Annotated in this window: 21 protein-coding genes and 1 pseudogene; 4 read left to right on the forward strand and 18 right to left on the reverse strand. The window is 61.6% G+C overall.

Annotated features, from left to right (window positions below; genetic code table 11):
- Positions 1–205: 205 nt before the first annotated feature.
- Positions 206–1,561, reverse strand: coding sequence for an 8-oxoguanine deaminase (locus tag EGJ86_RS23290; protein ID WP_125836788.1), 1,356 nt, complete (start codon positions 1,559–1,561; stop codon positions 206–208).
- A gap of 231 nt (positions 1,562–1,792) precedes the next feature.
- Between EGJ86_RS23290 and EGJ86_RS23295 the strand changes: the two genes are divergently transcribed.
- Entirely contained in the window at positions 1,793–2,257 is a 465-nt protein-coding gene (locus EGJ86_RS23295; RefSeq protein WP_125836789.1) for a transposase, read from the forward strand.
- 80 nt (positions 2,258–2,337) lie between these two features.
- Here EGJ86_RS23295 and EGJ86_RS23300 read toward each other — a convergent pair whose 3' ends face one another.
- From EGJ86_RS23300 to EGJ86_RS23355, 13 genes and pseudogenes are all read right to left on the reverse strand, one after another.
- On the reverse strand, positions 2,338–3,264 hold the full coding sequence (locus tag EGJ86_RS23300) for an ABC transporter permease (protein WP_099526179.1): 927 nt from the start codon (positions 3,262–3,264) through the stop codon (positions 2,338–2,340).
- Between the two features lie 16 nt (positions 3,265–3,280).
- Positions 3,281–4,378: an ABC transporter permease gene (locus EGJ86_RS23305; RefSeq protein ID WP_125836790.1), complete on the reverse strand. Its 1,098-nt coding sequence runs from the start codon at positions 4,376–4,378 to the stop codon at positions 3,281–3,283.
- An 11-nt stretch (positions 4,379–4,389) separates the two neighbouring features.
- On the reverse strand, positions 4,390–5,937 hold the full coding sequence (locus tag EGJ86_RS23310) for an ABC transporter ATP-binding protein (RefSeq protein ID WP_125836791.1): 1,548 nt from the start codon (positions 5,935–5,937) through the stop codon (positions 4,390–4,392).
- A gap of 373 nt (positions 5,938–6,310) precedes the next feature.
- Complete coding sequence (locus EGJ86_RS23315) at positions 6,311–6,871, reverse strand: DUF4234 domain-containing protein (RefSeq protein WP_125836792.1); 561 nt, start codon at positions 6,869–6,871, stop codon at positions 6,311–6,313.
- Positions 6,872–7,056: 185 nt separating this feature from the next.
- Positions 7,057–7,491, reverse strand: coding sequence for a GNAT family N-acetyltransferase (locus tag EGJ86_RS23320; protein ID WP_125836793.1), 435 nt, complete (start codon positions 7,489–7,491; stop codon positions 7,057–7,059).
- A gap of 65 nt (positions 7,492–7,556) precedes the next feature.
- Positions 7,557–8,243, reverse strand: a complete 687-nt coding sequence (locus EGJ86_RS23325; protein ID WP_125836794.1) for an SDR family oxidoreductase — start codon at positions 8,241–8,243, stop codon at positions 7,557–7,559.
- Between the two features lie 45 nt (positions 8,244–8,288).
- Entirely contained in the window at positions 8,289–8,855 is a 567-nt protein-coding gene (locus tag EGJ86_RS23330) for a DUF922 domain-containing protein (RefSeq protein ID WP_125836795.1), read from the reverse strand.
- Positions 8,852–9,436 (reverse strand): YigZ family protein, encoded by a 585-nt coding sequence (locus EGJ86_RS23335; RefSeq protein ID WP_106733563.1) that lies wholly within the window; start codon positions 9,434–9,436, stop codon positions 8,852–8,854. Before EGJ86_RS23335 ends, EGJ86_RS23330 begins: the two co-directional genes overlap by 4 nt.
- Before the next feature lie 71 nt (positions 9,437–9,507).
- Positions 9,508–11,388 (reverse strand): PhoX family phosphatase, encoded by a 1,881-nt coding sequence (locus EGJ86_RS23340; RefSeq protein ID WP_125836796.1) that lies wholly within the window; start codon positions 11,386–11,388, stop codon positions 9,508–9,510.
- Between the two features lie 54 nt (positions 11,389–11,442).
- Complete coding sequence (locus EGJ86_RS23345; RefSeq protein ID WP_106733565.1) at positions 11,443–12,108, reverse strand: TetR/AcrR family transcriptional regulator; 666 nt, start codon at positions 12,106–12,108, stop codon at positions 11,443–11,445.
- 152 nt (positions 12,109–12,260) lie between these two features.
- Complete coding sequence (locus EGJ86_RS25720; protein ID WP_371916946.1) at positions 12,261–13,124, reverse strand: methyl-accepting chemotaxis protein; 864 nt, start codon at positions 13,122–13,124, stop codon at positions 12,261–12,263.
- Positions 13,119–14,333, reverse strand: a pseudogene (locus EGJ86_RS25725) (HAMP domain-containing protein); the annotation flags it as partial. The pseudogene EGJ86_RS25725 and the gene EGJ86_RS25720, both read right to left, overlap by 6 nt.
- Positions 14,334–14,492: 159 nt before the next feature.
- A complete protein-coding gene (locus tag EGJ86_RS23355) occupies positions 14,493–15,410 on the reverse strand; it encodes a LysR family transcriptional regulator (RefSeq protein WP_125836798.1) in 918 nt (305 codons plus the stop codon).
- A gap of 184 nt (positions 15,411–15,594) precedes the next feature.
- Between EGJ86_RS23355 and EGJ86_RS23360 the strand changes: the two genes are divergently transcribed.
- Positions 15,595–16,941, forward strand: coding sequence for an aspartate aminotransferase family protein (locus EGJ86_RS23360; RefSeq protein ID WP_017363637.1), 1,347 nt, complete (start codon positions 15,595–15,597; stop codon positions 16,939–16,941).
- A gap of 82 nt (positions 16,942–17,023) precedes the next feature.
- Positions 17,024–18,520: a CoA-acylating methylmalonate-semialdehyde dehydrogenase gene (locus EGJ86_RS23365; protein ID WP_125836799.1), complete on the forward strand. Its 1,497-nt coding sequence runs from the start codon at positions 17,024–17,026 to the stop codon at positions 18,518–18,520.
- Positions 18,521–18,622: 102 nt separating this feature from the next.
- Here EGJ86_RS23365 and EGJ86_RS23370 read toward each other — a convergent pair whose 3' ends face one another.
- Entirely contained in the window at positions 18,623–18,829 is a 207-nt protein-coding gene (locus EGJ86_RS23370; RefSeq protein ID WP_256672492.1) for a hypothetical protein, read from the reverse strand.
- 174 nt (positions 18,830–19,003) lie between these two features.
- Between EGJ86_RS23370 and EGJ86_RS23375 the strand changes: the two genes are divergently transcribed.
- Complete coding sequence (locus tag EGJ86_RS23375) at positions 19,004–19,831, forward strand: arylamine N-acetyltransferase (RefSeq protein WP_125836801.1); 828 nt, start codon at positions 19,004–19,006, stop codon at positions 19,829–19,831.
- 790 nt (positions 19,832–20,621) lie between these two features.
- Here EGJ86_RS23375 and EGJ86_RS23380 read toward each other — a convergent pair.
- The 3 genes from EGJ86_RS23380 to EGJ86_RS25730 form a co-directional block, all read right to left on the reverse strand.
- Complete coding sequence (locus tag EGJ86_RS23380) at positions 20,622–21,116, reverse strand: hypothetical protein (protein ID WP_125836802.1); 495 nt, start codon at positions 21,114–21,116, stop codon at positions 20,622–20,624.
- Positions 21,117–21,419: 303 nt separating this feature from the next.
- Positions 21,420–21,917 carry an AAA family ATPase gene (locus EGJ86_RS23385; protein WP_125836803.1) on the reverse strand — a complete coding sequence of 166 codons (498 nt, stop codon included), beginning with the start codon at positions 21,915–21,917 and terminating at the stop codon, positions 21,420–21,422.
- Between the two features lie 174 nt (positions 21,918–22,091).
- Positions 22,092–22,376, reverse strand: a complete 285-nt coding sequence (locus EGJ86_RS25730) for an AAA family ATPase (protein WP_372237987.1) — start codon at positions 22,374–22,376, stop codon at positions 22,092–22,094.
- Between the last annotated feature and the right edge of the window lie 99 nt (positions 22,377–22,475).

Here is a 22,475-nt window from a genome sequence, read left to right on the forward strand (position 1 = left end):
GGCGTGCGGGTTGGGGGGGGCGCACCGGGCCGCCGGGTGTGGGCTCGCCCCCCGGGGCCGCCCGCCCCCCCCCCCCCCCGCGCCCGGGCCCCCCCCCCCCCCCCCCCCCCCCCGCTCCTACAGCCGATTAATCGCTGACCGCTCGTAGGGTGCGCCGTGCGCACCTTGGTTCACCAGCGCGCACGGCTCACCCTGCGGATCGTCCTCAGCCGTTGATCAGCTCACGCGCCGCCTGGCGGTGATTGGCGATCAGCTGCGCCACATCGAGCCCTTCGATCTGCCCATCGATAACGCGCCAGGTGCCGCCGATCATCATCCGGTCGGCGCGGTCGGCGCCGCACAGCAGCAGTGCGGAGAGTGGATCGTGACTGCCGGAGAAGCGCAGCTCATCGAGCTTGAACAGCGCCAGGTCGGCCTGCTTGCCTACAGCCAGTTCACCGATGTCGCTGCGCCCCAGCAGTTTCGCCGAGCCCTTGCTGGCCCAGCCAAGCACGCGCTGCGGGGTGATCTGCTCGGCGCCGTAGCGCAGGCGCTGGATGTACAGCGCCTGGCGCGCTTCGAGGATCATGTTCGAGGCATCGTTGGAGGCAGAGCCATCGACGCCCAGGCCCAGCGGCGCACCGGCGGCTTCCAGCTCGACGCTGGGGCAGATGCCCGAAGCCAGGCGCATGTTGGAGCTGGGGCAATGACAGATGCCGGTGCCGGCAGCGCCCAGGCGGGTGATTTCGTCGGGGTTGAAATGGATGCCATGGGCCAGCCAGGTGCGTGGGCCGAGCCAGCCGACGCTGTCCAGGTAATCCACGGTGCGCAGGCCAAAGCGCTGCAGGCAGAAGTCCTCCTCGTCGAGGGTTTCGGCCAGGTGGGTGTGCAGACGCACGTCCAGCTCCTCGGCCAGTTCGGCGCTCTGGCGCATGATTTCCTGAGTCACCGAGAAGGGCGAGCAGGGCGCCAGGGCGATCTGGATCTGCGCCCCGTCGCCGCGCTCGTGGTACTGGCCGATCAGGCGCTGGCTGTCCGCCAGGATCACCTCACCCTGCTGCACCGTTTGCTGCGGCGGCAGCCCGCCGTCCGCTTCGCCCAGGCTCATCGAACCGCGCGTGAGCATGGCGCGCATGCCCAGTTCGCGTACCGCTTCGACCTGCACATCGATCGCGTTCTCCAGGCCGCCGGGGAACAGGTAATGGTGATCGGCCGCGGTGCTGCAGCCGGACAGCAGCAGTTCGGCCAGCGCCACCTTGCTGGCCAGGGCGAGCTTTTCGGGAGTGAGGCGTGCCCAGACTGGGTAGAGCGTCTTCAGCCAGGGGAACAGCGGCTGGTTGACCACCGGCGCCCAGGCGCGGGTGAGGGTCTGGTAGAAGTGATGGTGGGTATTGATCAGGCCCGGCAGCACCACGTGCTCGCGGGCGTCGAACACTTGCTGGCAGGGCGCGGCAGGTTGCTGGCCTTTGCTGAGCACTTCGACGATGCGGCCATCCTCGATCACCAGGCCGCCGGAAGCGTCCAGGTCATTGGCGGTGAAGATGGCGAGGGGGTTCTTGATCCAGATACGGGTAGCTGCCATGAGCAGGCTCCTCTGAGGTTGATGTCAGGTAAGCCAGCTCAGTGTTGACCCTGTCTGCTGATCCAGGTGCGTCGGAAATGACGTGCGGCGAAGATAGCTGACTCTGAAGTCAGGGGCAACAAGCCTATCGCGGCTGAAGCCGCTCCTACACGGCGCGCGGTGTTTTTGTAGGAGCGGCTTCAGCCGCGATCAACTGCTATACAGAACCAATCACGATCAGGAGGCAAAGGAATGCTTCGTTCAGACAAACCACATGCAGGAGCACTACGCCGTGGACGTTATTCCGAAACTGGTCGGATCTATTTACTGACGGCCGTACTGTATGGCCGAGAAGCGCTTCTCCAGGATTTCTCTCTCGGGCGACTATTGGTCGCCGAGCTTCGCGAGGCTCATGAGACCGGACTAGTGCACTCGCTGGCATGGGTGGTGATGCCTGATCATCTTCATTGGCTAGTGCAGCTGGAGAGCGCCACCTTGAATGAGCTGATGCGCCAGGTGAAAGGCCGCAGCTCACGGCAGATCAATCAGCGTTTGTCTCGGGTTGGCCCGTTATGGCAGCCCGGCTTTCATGATCGGGCTGTGCGTCAGGAAGAGGATTTACGAGCTGTTGCGCGTTACGTGATTGCCAATCCTGTGCGGGCAGGCCTGGTGAAACGGGTAGTGGATTACCCGCTATGGGATGCGGTGTGGCTGTAGAGCTTATCGCGGCTGAAGCCGCTCCTACACAAGCGACGCACACCCTGTAGGAGGGGCTTCAGCCGCGATTCATGTGCACATCAATGCCCCGGCTGCCACGGCTGGCCCAGCGACACCGGCGCATACAGCCGGGTCTTGATCGCATCGCGCGAGAGCAGTACCAACACCACGATGGTGGCGACGTAGGGCAGCATGGCCAGCAGGTTCGACGGGATCGACAGGCCGATGCCCTGCGCCACCAGGTGGAGGATGCTGGCCAGGCCGAACAGGTAGGCGCCGAGCAGCACACGGAACACGCGCCAACTGGCGAACACCACCAGCGCCAGGGCGATCCAGCCGCGGCCGGCGGTCATGTTCTCCGCCCACATCGGCGTGTAGGCCAGCGACAGGTATCCGCCCGCCAGACCGGCCATGGCGCCGCCGAACAGCACCGCCAGGGTGCGCACGCGCAGCACTGGCAGGCCCATGGCACTGGCGGCGTCCGGGTTTTCGCCAACGGCCTGGATGATCAGGCCGATACGGCTTTTCAGCAGCACCCAGGCCACCAGCGCGAACAGGGCGAAGGACAGGTAGATCAGCACGTCCTGGGCGAACAGCATGCGCCCGATCAGCGGGATGTCGGACAGCAGCGGGATGACGATGGGCTCGAAACCGCTCAGCGGCTTGCCGACCCAGGCTGCGCCGACGAAGGTGGAAAGACCCACGCCAAAGATGGTCAGGGCCAGGCCGGTGGCTACCTGGTTGGCGTTGAAGCCCAGCGCCACAGCGGCGAACAGCATCGACAGCAGCATGCCGGCGGCAATCGCCAGCAGCACGCCCAGCCACAGGCTGCCGGTGCTGAAGGCGACGATAAAACCGATCACCGCACCGAACAGCATCATGCCTTCCTGGCCGAGGTTGAGCACGCCGCTCTTCTCGCACACCAACTCGCCCAGGGCCACCAGCAGCAGCGGCGTGCCGGTGCGCACCATGGCGTAGAAAATATTGGTCAACAGATCGAGATCCATGGGGATTCCTTGGCGTTCAAGTGGTGGCTTCGGCAAGCGTTTCGCGACGTGTCCATTTCCACTTCAGCCGTGGCCGGTAGAGGATCAGCACGTCACAGGCCAGCAGGTAGAACAGCATCATTCCCTGAAACAGCTGGGTGATCGCCTGCGGCAGATTGAGGTTCATCTGCGCGTTCTCGCCGCCCAGGTACAGCAGCGCCATCAACAGGCTGGCAAACAGAATGCCGAGCGGATTGAGACGGCCGAGAAAGGCCACGGTGATCGCCGCATAGCCGTAGCCCGGCGAGACCTGCGGTACCAGTTGGCCAATCGGCCCGGCCACTTCGCCGACGCCGGCCATGCCGGCCAGCGCGCCGCTGACCAGCAGGGCGAACCACACCAGGCGCTTCTCGCGAAAGCCGACGAACCCGGCGGCGCGCTTGTCCAGGCCGAGCACCTTGATCTGGAAGCCGAGAAAGCTCTTGTGCAGCAGCACCCACACCGCCACCAGAGCCAGCAGCGCCAGGTACAGGCCGCCGTGCAGGCGCCCGTCCTCGCTGACCAGCGGCAGGCGGCTGGCATCGCCGAACATGGCCGACTCAGGGAAGTTGAAACCGGCCGGGTCTTTCAGCGGCCCATGCACGAAGAACAGCAGCAGGTTCAACGCGATGTAGTTGAGCATGATGCTGGTAAGGATCTCGTTGGCGTTGAACTGGGTGCGCAGCCAGGCGGTTAGCCCGGCCCAGGCCGCACCGGCAGCGGTGCCGGCCAGCACCACCCAGGCCAGTGCCCAGCGGCTTTCCCAGTCGATCAGTTGCAGCGCCATAGCGCTGCCGGCCAGCGCGCCGATCAGCAGTTGGCCTTCGGCGCCGATATTCCAGATGCGCGCCTGGTAGGCCACCGCCAGGCCCAGTGCGCAGAGCAGGATCGGCAGAGCCTTGACCAGCAGTTCGGACACGCCGTACCAGTCGCTGACCGGGGCGATCAGCAGGGTGTGCAGGGTTTCCAGCGGGTCATGGCCGAGCAGAGTGAACAGCAGCATGCCGCTCACCAGCGTCAGTACGGCGGCCAGCAGCGGCGACAGCCAGAGCATGGGGCGCGACTCTTGGCCGCGCGGTTCCAGGGATAACAGCATGACGGGCTCCGTCAGCAGGCCGCAGCAGCGGCGGGTTGATCGAACTCACCGGCCATCCAGCGGCCGACTTCCACGGTGGACACCTGAGCCGTCTCGGCCAGCGGCGACAGCCGCCCGCTGCACAGTGCGCCGATGCGGTCGCTGATCTGGAACAGCTCGTCGAGGTCTTCGGAGATCACCAGAATCGCCGCGTCGGCATCGCGCAGGGCGATCAGCGCACGGTGGATGGCCGCAGCGGCGCCAACGTCCACGCCCCAGGTCGGGTGCGCGGCCACCAGCAGTTTCGGGTTTTGCAGGATTTCCCGCCCAAGGATGAATTTCTGCAGATTGCCGCCGGACAGGCTGCGTGCGGCGGTGTCGGCATCCGGCGTTTTTACCGCGAAGCGCTGGATGATCTGCTCGGCCAGCGCACGTACCTTGCTGCGCTGCACCAGCCCCCCTTTGACCAGGCCCTGGCCGAAGGCGGTGAGCAGAGCGTTGTCCACCAGGCTCATCTCCGGCACCGCACCATGGCCGAGGCGCTCGGCGGGGACGAAGGCCAGGCCCAGCCCGCGCCGCGCATCCGGGTGCAAATTGGCTACCGCTGCGGCATCCAGGCTGACCCGCTCACGCTCGCCACGCGGCATGCGGGTTTCGCCGCTGAGCAGGGCGAGCAGCTCGTCCTGGCCATTGCCGGCCACCCCGGCGATACCCACGATCTCGCCGCTACGCACCTCCAGGCGAATGCGTTCCAGCGAGCAGCCGAACGGATCGGGGTTGTGCCAACTCAGGTCATCGACGCGCAGCCGTGGCAGGCCGCCGCTGACTTTCGGGTAACTGCTTTCCAGCCCCTCGGCGTCGCCGACCATCAGTCGCGCCAGCTCCAGGTCGCTGCATTCTGCCGGTACGCAATGCCCGGACACCCGACCGCCGCGCAGCACTGTGGCGCTCTGGCACAGCGCGCGCACCTCGCCGAGCTTGTGGCTGATAAACAGAATGCTGCAGCCCTCGGCGGCCAGGCGGCGCAGGGTGATGAACAGTTCGTCGGCCTCCTGCGGGGTGAGTACCGAGGTGGGCTCGTCGAGGATCAGCAGTTTGATGTCCTGCATCAGGCAGCGCACGATCTCCACTCGCTGGCGTTCGCCGATGGACAGGCTGTGCACCAGACGCGTCGGCTCCAGCGCCATGCCGTAGCGCTGCGATACCTCGCGAATTTTCGGCTCCAGCTGCTTCGGAGTGCCGGCCTCCGCGCCCATGGCCAGGGCGATGTTCTCGGCCACGCTCAGCGTCTCGAACAGCGAGAAATGCTGGAACACCATGCCAATGCCCAGGCGGCGCGCCATGGCCGGGTCGCGCATCGTCAGCCGCTCACCCTGCCATTGAATCTCGCCGCTACTGGGTTGAGTGACGCCGTAGATGATCTTCATCAGCGTGCTCTTGCCGGCGCCGTTCTCGCCCAGCAGAGCGCGGATCTCGCCTGGGGCGATGGTCAGGTCGATACGGTCGTTGGCCAGGCAGCCAGGGTACTGCTTGCTGACGGCGGTCAGCTGCAAGCGTGGGGAGTCGGGTGAGGCAGACATGGAAAGCGCTCATGGAGATAACTGAGCGGGGTTAAAGCAAAAACTTGGCCAAGGGGTCAGAAAATGCGCTGGCACGAGGTTCGCCCACTGCTACGAGTTTTTTAGCGCCCACTATTGGTGCTCGCCTCTGCGTGCGCAGCGAAAGGCGCACCTTATTCGCGCGCTCGCGGTTATAGCGGCTACGACGTTATGGGTGAGACTCGTGTAGGAGCGGCCTTAGCCGCGATTCGTAACCCCAAAGCCTCGACGCCCGGCTTGGCGACCTACTGGCGGAGGTCACCTGGATTCAGCTCCGCGATACTCAAGTTGTGTGGTCATGAGGGTTTTGACTGCGCTCAATCCACCCTACAACTGCGCTGCCTGTATTCGAGCGTCAGATAAAAAAGCCCATCACAGCCAGTATCCACAGCAAGGCGCAGGGAATGATGAACAGCAGGTTCTGGCCGCTGATCCGTGCATTGCTCTGCCCATCCTCATCACCGCTGGCCTGGTTGGCTTGTCGCTGGATCTGCGCCAGAGGAAAGGCTGGCGCCATCACGCAGCCGACCAATAGCAGCAGGTCGAGAGCGCCGTTCTGGATATCCACGCGTGACAGGCCATTGCTGACGAAGAGCAGCAGGACATAGAGCCAGGCGGTGCCCGAGTAATCCCATGATCCCAGACCCTGGCGCTGCTGGTGCTCGCTGATCAGGCGGCACAGCGAGTGGGTGTAGAAAATCTGAAAGAGTGAACGTGCCGCCGGCATGATGTGTTTCGGCAGCATCGTGGCGCGCTGACTGTCCCACTGCTTGTAGAACCAGTAGAGGGAGTACAGGCCGAAGGTGGCGAAATTCAGCAGGTAGAGTTTGTTCTCTGAGGTGACGAAGAAGGCGTTACGAGAGGGCGATTGTTCGTCCAGCAGCTCGGCTTTGGGAGGCTGATACAGGTTGTCCATTGACCTGGTTCCGATTGACGGTGGTGGGAGGCTCGCATCCGGCGAGTGTTTGAAGCACGCAGAGTATACGGACTCTCTGCCTAAGCACGCTGGCGAAATGGCGTTGGCCTATCCGGCCCGGTAGAAACGCTGGGCGTCGCACTCTCGCCCTCACGCTGGTGCCTGGGAGCTATCGTCTTAAGCCGCTATGCGCGTGCGAGTTGGCGTCGCATTTCAATGAGCTGATGTTCGCCCACGATTTCAACTTCCTTGATGAACTCAAACCCGAATTTTTCGTAATAGCCTTTCAGGTGGCTGTGAGCATGAAGTTCAATGGAGGTGGCGCCTATCTCTTGCGCATGCTGCATCAATGCCTGGACAACGGCCGACGCAACTCCCGCGCTCCGATAAGCCTCACTGACCGCCACCCTGGCCAGGGTAGAAGCCCCGTCTTCTCTCAGTGTTAGGCGGGCAGTGGCAATTGGCTCGCCCTGTTCAGTTGCCAGCGCATGGAAGGACTCTTCATCCAGTCCATCAAGGTCCAGCTCCGCAGGAATCCGTTGTTCACATGTGAACACCTGATAGCGGATACCTTGAGCCAGGCGGATCAACGCTGGGTCATTACCGATGTTTACTTCCATCGTTATTCTTCTCCAACACAATTGCACGGCCTGCCTGGTGGCAGGCCGAACTCCAGCGCTGACGCTCACCAGGGCAGCGGGTTGCCCTCGAAGTCGAGATAGCGCAGGCCGGGTTGGCCGACGGCGGCGCTGACCTGCCGTACCATGCCCTTGCAACTGCTGTCGATATCCAGCGGCGCGTCGGCGCCGCCCATGTCGGTGCGTACCCAGCCCGGATGCATCAGCACTACGCCGAGTTTTGGGTTGTCCTGAGTGCGTACGAAGCACTGCACGAGGTGGTTGAGTGCGGCCTTGCTGGCGCCGTACAGCGGCATGCCCAGGCCGGCACCGGTCTCGATGCTGCCGAGGATCGAGCTCATGAACACGATCAACCCATGTTCGGCGGCCAGGTTCGGCAGCAGGCGCTCGGCCACGCGTAGCGGGGCGACGGCGTTGGTCAGGAACAGCTGACCCATTTCCTCGGCAGTGGCCTGAGCGGTGCTGTGGTGGTCGGGGCCGGCGACGCCGGCGTTGACGAAGATGACGTCGAATGACTGACCGCTCAGGCGGTCGGCCAGTTGCGCGAGGCTGTCTGGATCGGTCATCTCCAGTTGCTCGGCACGCACGCCGGGCATTGCCTGCAGCGGCGCTTGTTGTGCGGCGCTGCGCACGGTGGCGGTCACGGCCCAGCCCTGGGCGGCGAATTCACCGGCCAGACCAAGGCCGAGGCCGCGTGAGGCACCGATGATCAGGATGGATCGAGGGGCAGTCATGTCAGGCTCCATGAGAGATGAGAACGGTGAATCAGGATAGCGCACTTATTCCGTCAACCAGACGCCCTGGCTGCGGCCATGTCCGGTCTGCTGGTCGTACTGCCGCTCCTGCTCGGCATGTCGTTGCAGGATGGCATTAGCGCGCTGGTTGGCCTGCTGTTGCAGCTCGGTGCAACTGGGGTATTCAGGTGTCGCCAGCAGCGCCGCGTCGATCTCGGCGGCCGCCGCCTGGCCGATGCGGTAGTGGCCCAGCTCATGCTCGCGCAGTGCGCCCAGATACTGTTCGAAACGCTGGCGCTGCTGTGCGTCGCCGCCGCCGAGGCGGGGCAGGGTGATGGTGGCGTTCAACTGTGTGCGGGTGAGGTCGATCTGACAGCGACCGTCGCGTTGCTCGCGCCACCAGAAATTCCACTGCACCTTCCAGCGGGTATAGGCGTGGTAGATCTGACCGTCCTGGCGAATCGGCGAGGCCTGGTCAATGGCGCGGCTGAGGGACTCGCCAGACGCCACCTGCAGGTCGTAGTACTGCTCCTGCAACTGCTCCTGGACTTCGGCCAGGGCCGGCAGGGCCAGCCATAGCAGCGGCAGCAGTGCAGTAGTCGTCCGCTTCATGGCGCCCTCAGGCTTTCGCGGCCGCGGCTGATATCGCCCAGCAAGCGCTCCATCGCGGCGCGCTCGGCCGGCGCTACGGCCAGGTGCAGGCATGCGCCGGTGGCGTCGTAGTCCTCGCGCTCGATCAGGCTGTCGAAGTCGTTCAGGCGTGCCTTGAACAGCGATAGTTCGGCGAACTGCAAATGGCAGGTGAAGGCCTGGCGCACGATCAGTTCGCGGCGCTCGCCGGCCTGCAGGCATTTGGCGGCGCTGCCGCCGTAGGCGCGGGCCAGGCCGCCGGTGCCGAGCTGGATGCCGCCGTACCAGCGGATCACCAGCACCACCACCTGGTCACAGTCCTGCCCTTCGATGGCGGCGAGGATGGGCCGCCCAGCGGTGCCGCCGGGTTCGCCGTCATCATTGAAACGGTACTGATTGCCGACCTTCCACGCCCAGCAGTTGTGCGAGGCCGCCAGGTCGCTGTGGCTGTCGATGAAGGCTTGCGCCTCGGCTGCGTTGCTGATTGGCGCGGCGAGGGCGAGGAAGCGGCTCTTGCGGATTTCCTCGCGGTACTCGCAAGGGCCGAGCAGGGTAGTGGGCATGGCACGCGGGTCTGCAAACGAAAACGCCCGCCAGTATAAGCCGGGCGGGCGTCATTTCATGCGGCGCGGGTTCAGGCGCCGATCACGCCGCCGTCGTTACGGCGAACCACCACCACCGAGGAGCGTGGGCGCATGCCCGGCTGATGGTCGGGGAAGCTCGAGTCGCCGTCTTCCCCCGGATGCTGCACGCCGATGAACAGCGCGCGGTGATCGGGGCTGAAGGCCACACCGGTAATCTCGCAGCCCCTGGGGCCGACCAGGAAACGACGAATCTCGCCGCTGACCGGGTCGGCGCAGAGCATCTGGTTGTTGCCCATGCCGGCGAAGTCGCCGCTATTGCCATAGTTGCCGTCCGTCTGGATCCACAACCGGCCATCCTGGTCGAAGGCCAGCCCGTCCGGGCTGTTGAACATGTTGTCGGCGTTGACGTTGGCCGACCCGGCGTTGGCGCTGCCGGGGTGCACCACCGGGTTGCCGGCGACCACGAACAGATCCCAGTCAAAACGCTCGGCGGCGGCGTCGTCCGCCGCGTCGCGCCAGCGCAGAATCTGCCCGTAGAGGTTGTTGGCGCGCGGGTTGGCGCCGTCCACCGGCTGACCTTCGCTGCCACGCTGCACATTGTTGGTCAGGGTGCAGTAGACCTGGCCGTCCTGCGGGCTGACGGCGATCCATTCCGGGCGGTCCATGCGGGTTGCGCCCACATGGCTGCCGGCAGCGCGGGCGCGAATCAGCACATCGCCCTGGTCGCTGAAGCCGTTTTCCGGGGTCAGGCCATTGTGGCCGAAGCCCAGTTTGATCCAGCGGCCGGAGCCACGCGGCTGCTGCGCGTCGCCATCCAGTTGGGCCACGTACAGATCGCCATGATCGAGCAAGTGACGGTTGGCCTTGGGGTTGCGCTTGTCGAGATGGTCACGGCTGACGAATTTGTAGATGAACTCACCGCGCTCATCATCGCCCATGTACACCACCACACGGCCATCGCGGCTGAGGGTGATGGCCGCATTCTCGTGCTTGAAGCGGCCCAGCGCGGTGCGTTTGATCGGCTTGGATGCGGGATCGAAGGGATCGATTTCGGTGACCCAGCCGTGGCGGTTCAGCTCGTTGGGGGTGCGGGCGATATCGAAGCGCTCATCGAACAGGTGCCAGCGGTTGTCGCTGGCACCTTCGAGTTTGACGCTGTAGCGCTTTTGCGCAGGCGTCAGTTGCAGCGCGGCATCGGTGCTGCCAAAGCAGTCACTGAAGTTCTCTTCGCAGGTCAGGTAGGTGCCCCAGGGCGTCATGCCGTTGGCGCAGTTCTGAAAGGTGCCGAGCACTTCGATACCGGCAGGATCAGCGGCGGTCTTCATCGATGCATGGCCGCGCGCCGGGCCGCTGACTTCCATGGGCAGGTTGGCGTGGATGCGGCGGTTGTAAGGCGAGCCCTGGACGAACTGCCAGGCGCCCCCAGTATCGCGTTTGACCTCGATGACGGTGACACCCACGGCAGCTTGCGCCTTGCGCACATCGTCCAACGACTGCGGCGGCTTGCCGTGTGCCAGCAGGTAGGGGTAGTTGCAGTATTCGTTGTTGATCGCCATCAGCGCACGGTTGGCGTCGCCCGGCCAGGGGAAGAAGCTCATGCCGTCGTTGTTCTCGCCGAACTGGCCAAGCTGCTCCTTGGCGCTGTGGCTGCCGTCGCCGCGATAGGGGGTGGAGTCGGCATGCAGCGGCTGGCCCCAGCTGATCAGCACGTCGAAGCTATAGCCTGGCGGCAGGGTGATGGTGTCCGCCGTGGTCGCGGCGATGTTGTCGAAACCCAGCAGCGGGGCGGCGCTGATGGCATTGGCCAGTGCCGTACGGCCCAGCGGGGTTCCAGCAAGGAACAGGGCGGCACCTGCCAGGGCGCCGGTACCGATGAAGCGGCGGCGGCTCAGTACCAGGCGCTGCAGGTCAGTCAGATCATGGTTATCCATCAGGCATGTCTCCTCCAGAAATGGAGGGCAGCCTAGTGCGCGGATGTGACGAATCTATGAAGCTTTTTTGGCGGGCGTCAGGCCGCAGCCCTTGAGAATGATCTGCACCAGTTGATCGGCAGCTTCCTCGAAGTCCTGCTTGGTCAGGCGCGAGCTCTGCTTCACACGGCAGATCTGCGAGGCGAAGTCCGCATAGTGTTGGGTGCTGCTCCACAGCAGGAAGATCAGGTGGATCGGGTCGACCGGGTCCATCTTGCCGGCGGCGATCCAACCTTCGAACACGGCGGCACGGCCACGGAACCAGTCCAGGTAGTTCTGGTTGAAGTACTGCGACAGGCAGTCGCCACCGCTGATCACTTCCATGGCGAAGATGCGCGAAGCCTTCGGCTGGCGCCGGGAAAATTCCATCTTGGCGCGGATGTAATGCTCCAGCGCCTCGGCCGGATCGTCGTCGACCGTGAGGTTGTTGAAGGTGCTGTCCCACAGCTCGAGGATATTGCTCAGCACCGCCAGGTACAGCCCCAGCTTGTTGTTGAAGTAGTAGTGCAGGTTGGCCTTGGGCAGGCCCACGTTCTGCGCGATGGTGTTCATGCTGGTGCCCTTGAAACCGTGCCGGGCGAATTCTTCCTCGGCAGCCTTGATGATGGCTTCTTCGTTCTTCTGGCGGATGCGTCCGGCGGGCTTGTCGTTGGCGCTGTGGGCGGGGACTTCGAAGGTCATGAGGCGATTCCGGACTGATCAGGGAGCGGGGCGTTTGCACAGATACCCCAGCACCGCCTGGGTGACAAGTATTACGGCGTGAAAAAGCCCGTTTGCGTCGGCTGCGTCACCCCAGGCCGGCCGTGAGCGGGTCTCGCTGACGGCCACGCGGGTCATACCTTGAAGTTGGCAATCAGGCTGTGCAGGTTGCGGGTCATGCCGGTCAGCTCGTCGCTGACGTTCACCGTGCTCTGCGCTTCATGGGCGTTGCTGTCGCTGAGGCTCTTGATCTCCAGGGTGTTCTGCTCGACGCCCTGAACCACCGCAGCCTGCTGCTCGGCGGCCGAGGCGATCTGGATGTTGTGGTCGATGATCTGATCCATGCTGCCGGTGATCTGCTCGAAGATGTTCGCCGTCAGGGTGATCTGCTCGACGCTCTGCGCCGCGCTCTGGTGGCTGCCACGAATGGTCTTCACCGCGCTGCCGACCTGCTGGCGCAGGCGGGCGATGGTCTGGTCGATCTCGCCGGTCAGCTCGTGAGAGCGGATCGCCAGGCTGCGCACTTCGTCGGCCACCACGGCAAAGCCGCGGCCCTGTTCGCCGGCGCGCGCGGCCTCGATGGCGGCGTTGAGGGCGAGCAGGTTGGTCTGCTCGGCGACGCTCTTGATCAGGTCGACGGCCTTGGCGATCTCTTCACTTTCCTTTTCTACCGAGGTGATGGCACCGATGGAGTCGTCCATCTCGCTGAACAGCTGGTTGATGCGCGACACCGCATGGTCGACCTGCACGCGGCCTTCGCGGCATTTCTCGCCCGCGGTATTGGCCTTGTCGGCCGTCACGTGGGAGTTCTGGCTGACCTCCTGAACATTGCTGACCAGCTCGCTCATCGAGGTGGCGATCAGCTCCAGTTCATTGGCCTGACGCTCGACGCTGCGCTGGCTGGTGGAGGCGCTGTCGCTGACGCTCTGCGCCTTGTCCAGGGTGGTTTCGGAGAAGCGTGCGACCTGCGCGATCAGTTCGCTCATGCGCGTCTGCATCTCGTTGAAGTCCTTGGCCAGGTCGCCCAGCTCGTCACGCGCAGCGGTCTTCACGCTTTGACGCAGGTCACCTTCGGCCATGCGTCGGGTGGCATTGGTCAGGTCGCGAATGGCGCCGCGCACTGACAGGTAGAAACCGACGAACAGGTACACCAGCAAGGCGATCACCACTAGCAGGGTGCCAGCCCACAGCACCAGTTCGCGCAGGTTGGCGTCGGTGCGAGCCTGCAGTAGTCCGGCAGTTTCCTCCAGCAGCAGGCTCGCGGCCTTGTCCAGCTCGGCTGCCTGCGGCGCATAGGATTCGTAGCGCTGCAGCCAGTGTTCCACCGCGTTCTGGTCGAAGTAGCCGCTCCGGGTATAGATATCGACGATCTCGCGCTTGTATTGCTCGGCGGCATCTCGCGCGGCGCTCGTCATCAACTGCTGGGCCTCGGCGTTGCCCTTGGCCTCGATGCCGCCGGCGTAGCGTTGCAGAGTGCTGAGCTGGTTGGTGATGGCCGAACGCGACGAGGATTCGAGGAAGCCGTAGGCAGTCATGTAGCCAGCATAGGTGCGGGTCTGGGTCAGCACTTCGTACAGCGGCAGCAGTTGATTGAGCAGCAGGTCTACGTTGCGGTAGATGCGCGGGTTGCTGTCCTGGCTCAACTTGGACAAGGCGGCGATCTCGCGCATGTTGGCGCTCAGGTCATGCACCGAGCTGACGTGCTCGATCATTTGCGAGCTCAGGCCCTGTGTCGAGAGTTTCCTGTCCATGCTGAAGCCAGGGTCGCTTTCGGCGAGTTTCATGTCAGCGAACACGCCGCTATCGAGGCTGGCATTGAGTTCCGCGATGGCCGCGACGAAGCTCTGGCTGCGGCGCTCGATCTCCTGCTTGGCGTCGTCCTTGTTACGCGCATAGCCGATCACATGCATGCCGGCCTGCTCCAGGGCCTGGCGATACACCGGCAGGTAGTGCTCGATGGTCTGCAGGCCTTGTAGCTCGTGCTGCGACTGCTCCAGCGTGGCGTTGACGTCGAGCAGCTTGCTCACGGATAGCCAGCAGTAGGGCAGCATGAACACAGTAAAGATCAGCAGGAACTTGTGGGCGTAACGCGCGCGGTTCATCAACGCCAGAACCGGTTTGAAGAAGAACATCATGAGCCTCGAGAACCAGGAGTAACGACAGCCGAGTGGCCGGCCATGCGAAGGGCGTAAGCGCAGTGCGATCATCGCTCTGGCGATTTGCCAGCAATAAACTTGCCGTCATTAATATGGCGACATGATATCGGCGTTCTGCGCCGGTAAGTCTGATTTCGACTGGGTTGTTCGGGCGCGACAGGGACTAAGGGTTGCCCGTTATTGGTGCTAGGGCGCTTTTTTGGTGCGCGGTCAGGCTTCGGCCAGGGCTTCCAGAAAGCTCTCCAGCACCAGGTGCGCGCGACGCCCCTTGCGCGTGACCGCAGCCAGGTTGATGTCGTAGAAGCGGCTGCTGGCCTTGAGTGCGCGCAGGCGGCCCTGCTGCACCCAGGCCTGGGCATAGTGGTCCGGCAGATAGCCGATGTAGCGCCCGGTGAGAATAAGGAAGGCCATGCCTTCGCGATCCGAGGCGCTGGCCGTGCAGTTCAGTGCCTGATAGTGGCTCTGCACCTCGGGGGGCACGCGGAAGGTTGGGGCGATGGCCTCCTGAGCGTTGAGACGTTGGTCTTCAAGCTGCTGGTCATCGACATAGAACAGCGGGTGGCCGACCGCGCAGTAGAGCAGCGAGCGCTCGTCGTACAGAGGCTGATACTCCAGGCCGGAGAGGGCGCCGACCTGCGGCACCACGCCGATATGCAGGCGGCCATCGAGCACACCCTGTTCCACCTCCGACGGCGGCGTCATGCGGATGTTGATGCGCACGTCCGGCCCCTGCACCTTGAGGCGCGCCAGAGCATTGGTGATGCGCATGTGCGGGATGGTCACCAGGTTGTCGGTCAGGCCGATGTTCAGTTCGCCGCGCAGGTGCTGGTGCAGGCCGTTGACCTCGGTGCGAAAGCTCTCCAGCGCCGCCAGCAGTTGCAGGGTGCTCTGGTACACCTCGCGACCTTCCTCGGTCAGGGCGAAGCCGGCGCGCCCGCGCTGGCACAGACGCAGGCCGAGGCGTTGCTCTAGGTCGCTCATCTGCTGGCTGATGGCCGAGCGACCGATGCCCAGGGCGCTTTCCGCCGCAGAAAAACCGCCACATTCCACCACGCTGCGAAACAGTTTGAGCAGGCGGATTTCAAAGTCGCTGACCTGGGCCAGCGGATCGGGACGGCGGCTGCTCATTTGTTTAGTAGGCCTTGAACTGAAGATAAGAAGAGTACTGTTTTACTGACTCTATGCCCGTGGCACATTTCCGTGCAACCACCCTGTAGGAGCGAGCTCTGCTCGCGAACGAGCATTTGCAAGGCAGCTTCGCGAGCAGAGCTCGCTCCTACACCGAATTGCCTGCCCGAACGAGGCCACCCCGATGAACATGCCGCAGACCGCAACCCCGTCCCTGGCCAGCCAGCTCAAGCTGGATGCGCACTGGATGCCGTTCTCCGCCAACCGCAACTTCCAGCGTGACCCGCGACTGATCGTCGGTGCCGAGGGTAGCTGGCTGGTCGACGACCAGGGTCGCAAGGTCTACGACAGCCTGTCCGGCCTGTGGACTTGCGGCGCCGGCCACTCGCGCAAGGAAATCCAGGAAGCCGTGGCCAAGCAACTCGGTACCCTCGACTACTCGCCGGGTTTCCAGTTCGGCCATGCGCTGTCGTTCAAGCTGGCCGAGCAGGTTGCCGACCTGATGCCAGGTGATCTCAACCATGTATTCTTCACCGGCTCCGGCTCCGAGTGCGCCGACACTGCGGTGAAGATGGCCAAGGCCTATTGGCGCCTGAAAGGCCAGGCTTCCAAGACCCGCTTCATCGGCCGTGCCCGTGGCTACCACGGCGTCAATATCGCCGGCACCGCCCTCGGTGGCATCGGCGGCAACCGCAAGATGTATGGCCAACTGATGGATGCCGATCACCTGCCGCACACCCTGCAGCCGGGCATGGCCTTCACCAAGGGCATGGCCGAAACTGGCGGCGTGGAGCTGGCCAACGAACTGCTCAAGCTGATCGAACTGCACGACGCCTCCAACATCGCTGCGGTGATCGTCGAGCCGATGTCAGGCTCGGCTGGCGCCCTCGTGCCGCCGGTGGGCTACCTGCAGCGTCTGCGCGAAATCTGCACCCAGCACAACATCCTGCTGATCTTCGACGAAGTGATCACCGGCTTCGGCCGCATGGGCAAGTGGAGTGGTGCCGAGTTCTTCGGCGTGACCCCGGACCTGATGAACGTCGCCAAGCAGATCACCAACGGCGCCATCCCGCTGGGTGCGGTGATCGCCAGCAGCGAGATCTACAACACCTTCATGCAGCAGCCATCGCCGGAGCATATGATCGAGTTCACCCACGGCTACACCTACTCGGCGCACCCGGTGGCCTGTGCCGCCGGTCTGGCGACGCTGGAGCTGCTCAAGCGCGAGAACCTGATTCAGCAGTCCGCCGAGCTGGCGCCGAAGTTCGAGGCAGCGCTGCACGGCCTGAAAGGCACCAAGCACATCATCGATATCCGCAACTGCGGCCTGGCTGGCGCGCTGCAGATCGCACCGCGTGACGGTGACGCGGTGATCCGTCCGTTCGAGGCCGGCATGGCCCTGTGGAAGGCCGGTTTCTACGTGCGCTTCGGTGGCGATACCCTGCAGTTCGGGCCAACCTTCAACGCCAAGATCGAAGACCTCGACCGCGTCTTCAATGCCGTCGGCGATGTACTGAACAAACTGGATTGATTCCTGTGGGAGGGGCTTTAGCCGCGACGCTCATTCAGTCGCGGCTGAAGCCCCTCCCACCAACCTGACTTTGGAGAACCCCATGAGCCACATTCCGCACCTGATCAACGGCGAACGCGTTGCCGGCAACGGTCGCTGCGCCCCGGTGTACAACCCGTCCACTGGCGACTCCACCAGCGCCGTCGGCCTGGCTGATCGCGCCACCATGCAACTGGCCATTGATGCCGCCAAGGCTGCCTTCCCGGCCTGGCGTAACACCCCGCCGGCCAAGCGTGCGCAGATCATGTTCCGCTTCAAACAACTGCTGGAGCAGAACGAGAACGAAATCGCTGCTCTGATCAGCGCCGAGCATGGCAAGACCATCGAAGACGCCGTCGGTGAACTCAAGCGCGGTATCGAGAACGTCGAGTTCGCCTGCGCCGCCCCGGAAATTCTCAAGGGCGAATACAGCCGCAACGTCGGCCCGAACATCGATGCCTGGACCGATCTGCAACCCATTGGCGTCGTGGCAGGAATTACCCCGTTCAACTTCCCGGCCATGGTGCCGCTGTGGATGTACCCGCTGGCCATCGTCTGCGGTAACTGCTTCATCTTGAAGCCGTCCGAGCGCGACCCGAGCTCCACCCTGTTCATCGCCGAACTGCTGAACCAGGCCGGCCTGCCCAGGGGCGTGCTGAACGTGGTCAACGGCGACAAGGACGCGGTCGACGCGCTGATCGAAGCGCCCGAGGTCAAGGCCCTGAGCTTCGTCGGTTCGACCCCGATCGCCGAGTACATCTACAGCGAAGGCACCAAGCGTGGCAAACGCGTGCAGGCACTGGGCGGCGCCAAGAACCACGCCGTGCTAATGCCCGATGCCGACCTGGACAACGCCGTCAGCGCACTGATGGGCGCGGCCTACGGCTCCTGCGGCGAGCGCTGCATGGCCATCTCCGTGGCCGTGTGCGTGGGCGACCAGATCGCCGATGCGCTGGTCGAGAAGATCGTCCCGCAGATCCAGGCACTGAAAATCGGTGCCGGTACCTCCTGCGGCCTGGACATGGGCCCGCTGGTCACCGCCGCTGCGCGCGACAAGGTCAAGGGCTACATCGACGCCGGGGTCGAGCAGGGCGCCAAGCTGGTGGTCGACGGCCGTGATCTGGTGGTCGCTGGCAACGAGAACGGTTACTTCGTCGGCGGTACCCTGTTCGACAAGGTGACACCGGAGATGACCATCTACACCGACGAAATCTTCGGCCCGGTGCTGTGCATCGTCCGCGTCGGCAGCCTGGAAGAAGCCATGCAACTGATCAACGATCACGAGTACGGCAACGGCACCTGCATCTTCACCCGCGACGGTGAAGCCGCGCGCCTGTTCTGCGACGAGATCGAAGTCGGCATGGTCGGCGTCAACGTACCGCTGCCGGTACCGGTTGCTTACCACAGCTTCGGCGGCTGGAAGCGTTCGCTGTTCGGCGACCTGCATGCTTACGGCCCGGATGGCGTGCGCTTCTACACCCGCAAGAAGGCCATCACCCAGCGCTGGCCGGCACGCAAGAGCCACGAAGCGGCGCAGTTCGCCTTCCCCAGCAATGGCTGAGTGAGCTGATGCTCTGAACGAAAAGGCCGATCACTTGATCGGCCTTTTTGTTGTCAGGCGGCGCGTTGCTCGTTGCAAGCAGCGCTCAGCTGGAGACGCCATTCACTGCGCCTGATCGATGGCCTCCTGCAGACGCTGGGTGTTCGCCGCATTGGCCTGGTCGATCTGCTGCTTGAGCTGCACCATTTGCTGCTGAGCCTGTTTGGCCTGCTCAGCCTGGAGTGTCGCCGTGGTGGCTGTCTCACCGGCGCCGCAGCCGCTCAAGATGAGTAACAGGGAAAACGTGCAGAAACGGCGCAGATGCATCATGGGGGCCTCGGGCAAGCTGGTGCGATGAACAATAGATTGGCGCATTTCTGTCGATTTGTTTGTGCCGACCGCCGCAAACCGAAAGCGCTGACTCGAGCACGCCATGCGATTCGTTGCATATCTCCAACCCCCGACCTCTGGTAAAACAGCCAGCAGTAGAAATGGAGATGCACGATGACCGAGCCATTCATGCTGGATCTACACACCTACCTCGGGCGCCTGGGGTGCTCGTCGGCGCTACCGCCGAGCCTCGACACCCTGCGTGAGCTGCAGGCGCGACACACTGCCGAATTCCCCTTCGAAACCCTGGCCAGCATGCTGCGCGTGCCGGTGGAGGTCGAACCCGCCGCGATTCAGGACAAGCTGTTACGCCAGGGCCGTGGCGGTTACTGCTTCGAACTCAACCGCCTGTACCTGCTGCTGTTGCAGGCGCTGGGCTTCGACGCGCGCGGGCTGACCGGCCGCGTGGTCATGGGTGGCCCGGAGGATGCCTTGCCGGCGCGCACCCATATGCTGGTGCTGGTGACCATCGATGGTGTGCGCTATATCAGCGACGTTGGCTTCGGCGGCATGGTGCCGACTGGTCCCTTGCTGCTCGACAGCGAGGCCGAACAGGCCACACCGCATGAGCCCTATCGCCTGACGCTGGTGGATGGCACCTACACCCTGCGCGCATTGGTCGCCGGCAGCTGGCGGGCGATGTATGTGTTCGATCTGCAGCAGGTGGCGGAAATCGATTACGTGGTGGGTAACTGGTACGTGTGCACCCACCCGGATTCGCCCTTCCTCGGCCAGATGATCGCTGCTCGCACCGGGCCCGGCCTGCGCAAGACGCTGAACAATGGCAGCTTCGCCATCCACCGCCTGGGGCAGGCGAGTGAGCGGGTGCAGTTGCAGAGTGTCGATGAGGTGCTCAGGGTGTTGCATGAGGAGTTTGGGATTCGGGTGCCGGAGCATCCTGCGCTACGGCAGATCATCGAGCGGTTGATTGCGGGGGCGTGAAGGCAAGGCTGCTGGGATCGCCACGTTCTTGTAGGAGGGGCTTCAGCCGCGAAAATCTTTCAGTCAACCGCGATTGCTGACGAAACAGCGATCAGTTCCCCTCTCCCGCTTGCGGGAGAGGGGCTAGGGGAGAGGGTGCTTTTGGCTTTGCACTCCGACGCCGCAAGTTTGTTGTCTGAAATTACGGTTTCGCCCTTACGGCGACTCACTTTTTTCAAACGCCAAAAAAGTAAGCAAAAACGCTGTGCCCCGCCATCCGGGTCTCGCTTCGCTCAACTCCCCTCACTCCATCGTCGCTCCGAGGGCCCGCCGCGAAGGGCCATCCCTGGCCCATCGCGGCTCTCGCGGCATCCATGCCGCTCAACCCTCTACACAACGATTCCGTTCGGCCTCCTGAAGGGGCGTTTGGTGTAGAGCTCAGAGATCGTTGCGCTGCTGGATATGGTGGACAAACTTCGTGCAGCCCACCCTACTTGCTATTCGGTGGCCTGCTTGGCACGACGCAGGAAGGCAGGTGCTTCTATACCCGCAATATGACCATCATCCAACGCTGTTCGGCGCGCAAGAACTCCCGGAGTGGCGCAGTACGTTTTCTCCAGCAACGGCTGAGTGAGCTGAAGCTGTAAACGAAGGCGTTCGCAAGGCCAGTCTTTCTGCATCCGTCCCCGTGGCCTGGTTTTCGCCTAGCCCACCCTTGCCAACGGGTTGAGAGGTTGACACGCGAGGCAGGAATATTGGGCAGACTTTGAGTTACTCACACTGTTTCAGTGAAATTAATTAAGTTGATTGGTCAGTGTTGCGTTATCTTATTTACTAGTATGGCTGTTAGGGATTTGATCTCTTCGAAGCTGTGTGTGGATTTTTCTATATGCGTTTTTACTAGGTGGGAGAATTTTTTCTTATCACTTGGTTTGTGTGTGGCGATCATTAATAATGTTTTGTTTTTTATTTTGTCGCTTATCCAGTTGTCGAATGTTATGCCTGTTTCCTTAAAATTATAAATGCTTATGAGGTTTTTCCTTTTCTCAAGTATTCCTATTTTATTTGCCTCTTCCCATATTTCTTTGGGGCAGATTTCTTCTATTGCTAGCGGTACTTTTATTCCTATTTTTATTAGTTCTAATGCAGGCCCTGCGGGAGTCATCTTATGCTTGAAGGACTTTTGGTTCTTTACGCGATTTTCAATTATTTCTTTGAATTCATTAATTGATGATTCTGCATCGTCGTCATCAAAAAGTCCTATGGCTCTGTTTTTTGGTCTGCTGTGGTGCCATGCAATAAGCATGTCTTTTACCCAGGGATGTCCCCCTCCAAAGCTATCGGCGCATCTTACTTTTATTGTTAGGCTCTTAAAGTGTTTTTTTAAGATCGTATCTGTTATTTCTTTGTCGGAAGGTCCTTCGACAAATATTGTTGGTCCTCCTCTGGATATTTCTTCGGTTATTAATGATGAGAGCCTGTCGGACTCTTCTTTCCATTTTGTTATGTGAGGTTCTATTAGGTCCAGGAAACCAACGGACGAATGTAATGAGTATATGTCTTCTTCTGATTCTGAAGACTTTGGTGTTATGGTTGTCCCAAGTTGTGGCTAAAGTTTTACTTCTGAGATTGTTGTTTTTGATGGCGTCGAGTTACTTCTGAACTCTGAGTAAAAGGCAGGTGAGTGAGTGGTTATCAAGATTTGAATGCTTTTGCTTGTATCTATGAAATAGTCTGCTAGCTCAAAGCATTTCTTTATTTCCAGATTATTTTCTGGTTCCTCGTAACCCCAAATGGTAAATACCCTTGGTCTTCCAGGTGAGGACAGATGATTTGCCTGTATTGCAAGCCACCTTAGTATTACAGGTATGTGTCTTACTTTTATGCCATCTCCTCTTTGCGAAAGTGAAACTCTGTGGCCTTCAGAATTTGACTGGAATTCAAGTTCTGAGAATAGTTGCTTTAGATCACTTGGTAGCGCTATTTCTGATTTTATTCCAAGCTGAGATTCCAGTTCGGATAGTATTCCGCTTGTGTGTTTCCTTATTCTTTTTGTGAACTGATCTGCTGCGGTTCTGATCTCGCTTTGTACCGTGGAGTCAAGCATGTCGTGAACAGAGGATAGGAGTTTTTCAAAGTATTCTGGTCCTTTTATTGCGGGTACGTAGTCATATCTTATTGACTTGAGGAATGCGTAAGATTTTGATCTGCTTGGTAGCTCTGATTTGTCGGCCAGGAAGATATCTTCTTGATGTAGCCCGAATTTGCGATATGTTTTTTTTCAGATTATTTCGTCTTTAATATTAAAGCTGGATGGGAGCTGTAATTGGATTTCTATTTCTATTTGCTCGGCCTTGTTTCTTATTTTTTTCGCAAAAGCGCAGTAGTCTCTTTGCCAGTTTAGTATGTATCCGTCAGGTTTGTCGTGATTGAAAAATAAATCTAATGATCTTAGTATGTTTGATTTTCCTTCGTCATTGCAGCCAACAAATATTGTCAGTTCGCTGGATTCTACGATTGCCTCTTTAATCGATCTAAAGTTTTTTATTGATATTTTTTTAATCATTTTAGTATGGCTCGGTAGAGTTTGTAGTGGTCAACCCATCCCGGACAGTGGGTTAAGTTTTTCCTCGGCCACCGCAGGCGGTAGCCCATCGTTGAATTG

Origin of the sequence: Pseudomonas sp. o96-267 (assembly GCF_003935465.1) — a bacterium.
In the GTDB taxonomy this organism is placed as follows: domain Bacteria; phylum Pseudomonadota; class Gammaproteobacteria; order Pseudomonadales; family Pseudomonadaceae; genus Aquipseudomonas; species Aquipseudomonas sediminis.

Bases quoted from the DNA above. Each gene is read 5' to 3' on its own strand.
- EGJ86_RS23380 (WP_125836802.1), bottom strand. From the start codon at position 21,116: ATGCTTATTGCATGGCACCACAGCAGACCAAAAAACAGAGCCATAGGA.
- EGJ86_RS23345 (WP_106733565.1), bottom strand. From the start codon at position 12,108: ATGACCTTCGAAGTCCCCGCCCACAGCGCCAACGACAAGCCCGCCGGA.
- EGJ86_RS25730 (WP_372237987.1), bottom strand. From the start codon at position 22,376: ATGATTAAAAAAATATCAATAAAAAACTTTAGATCGATTAAAGAGGCA.
- EGJ86_RS23335 (WP_106733563.1), bottom strand. From the start codon at position 9,436: ATGCCCACTACCCTGCTCGGCCCTTGCGAGTACCGCGAGGAAATCCGC.
- EGJ86_RS23325 (WP_125836794.1), bottom strand. From the start codon at position 8,243: ATGACTGCCCCTCGATCCATCCTGATCATCGGTGCCTCACGCGGCCTC.
- EGJ86_RS23295 (WP_125836789.1), top strand. From the start codon at position 1,793: ATGCTTCGTTCAGACAAACCACATGCAGGAGCACTACGCCGTGGACGT.
- EGJ86_RS23300 (WP_099526179.1), bottom strand. From the start codon at position 3,264: ATGGATCTCGATCTGTTGACCAATATTTTCTACGCCATGGTGCGCACC.
- EGJ86_RS23385 (WP_125836803.1), bottom strand. From the start codon at position 21,917: ATGCTTGACTCCACGGTACAAAGCGAGATCAGAACCGCAGCAGATCAG.
- EGJ86_RS23375 (WP_125836801.1), top strand. From the start codon at position 19,004: ATGACCGAGCCATTCATGCTGGATCTACACACCTACCTCGGGCGCCTG.
- EGJ86_RS23365 (WP_125836799.1), top strand. From the start codon at position 17,024: ATGAGCCACATTCCGCACCTGATCAACGGCGAACGCGTTGCCGGCAAC.
- EGJ86_RS23355 (WP_125836798.1), bottom strand. From the start codon at position 15,410: ATGAGCAGCCGCCGTCCCGATCCGCTGGCCCAGGTCAGCGACTTTGAA.
- EGJ86_RS23305 (WP_125836790.1), bottom strand. From the start codon at position 4,378: ATGCTGTTATCCCTGGAACCGCGCGGCCAAGAGTCGCGCCCCATGCTC.
- EGJ86_RS23330 (WP_125836795.1), bottom strand. From the start codon at position 8,855: ATGAAGCGGACGACTACTGCACTGCTGCCGCTGCTATGGCTGGCCCTG.
- EGJ86_RS23315 (WP_125836792.1), bottom strand. From the start codon at position 6,871: ATGGACAACCTGTATCAGCCTCCCAAAGCCGAGCTGCTGGACGAACAA.
- EGJ86_RS23310 (WP_125836791.1), bottom strand. From the start codon at position 5,937: ATGTCTGCCTCACCCGACTCCCCACGCTTGCAGCTGACCGCCGTCAGC.
- EGJ86_RS25720 (WP_371916946.1), bottom strand. From the start codon at position 13,124: ATGCAGACGCGCATGAGCGAACTGATCGCGCAGGTCGCACGCTTCTCC.
- EGJ86_RS23360 (WP_017363637.1), top strand. From the start codon at position 15,595: ATGAACATGCCGCAGACCGCAACCCCGTCCCTGGCCAGCCAGCTCAAG.
- EGJ86_RS23340 (WP_125836796.1), bottom strand. From the start codon at position 11,388: ATGGATAACCATGATCTGACTGACCTGCAGCGCCTGGTACTGAGCCGC.
- EGJ86_RS23290 (WP_125836788.1), bottom strand. From the start codon at position 1,561: ATGGCAGCTACCCGTATCTGGATCAAGAACCCCCTCGCCATCTTCACC.
- EGJ86_RS23320 (WP_125836793.1), bottom strand. From the start codon at position 7,491: ATGGAAGTAAACATCGGTAATGACCCAGCGTTGATCCGCCTGGCTCAA.
- EGJ86_RS23370 (WP_256672492.1), bottom strand. From the start codon at position 18,829: ATGATGCATCTGCGCCGTTTCTGCACGTTTTCCCTGTTACTCATCTTG.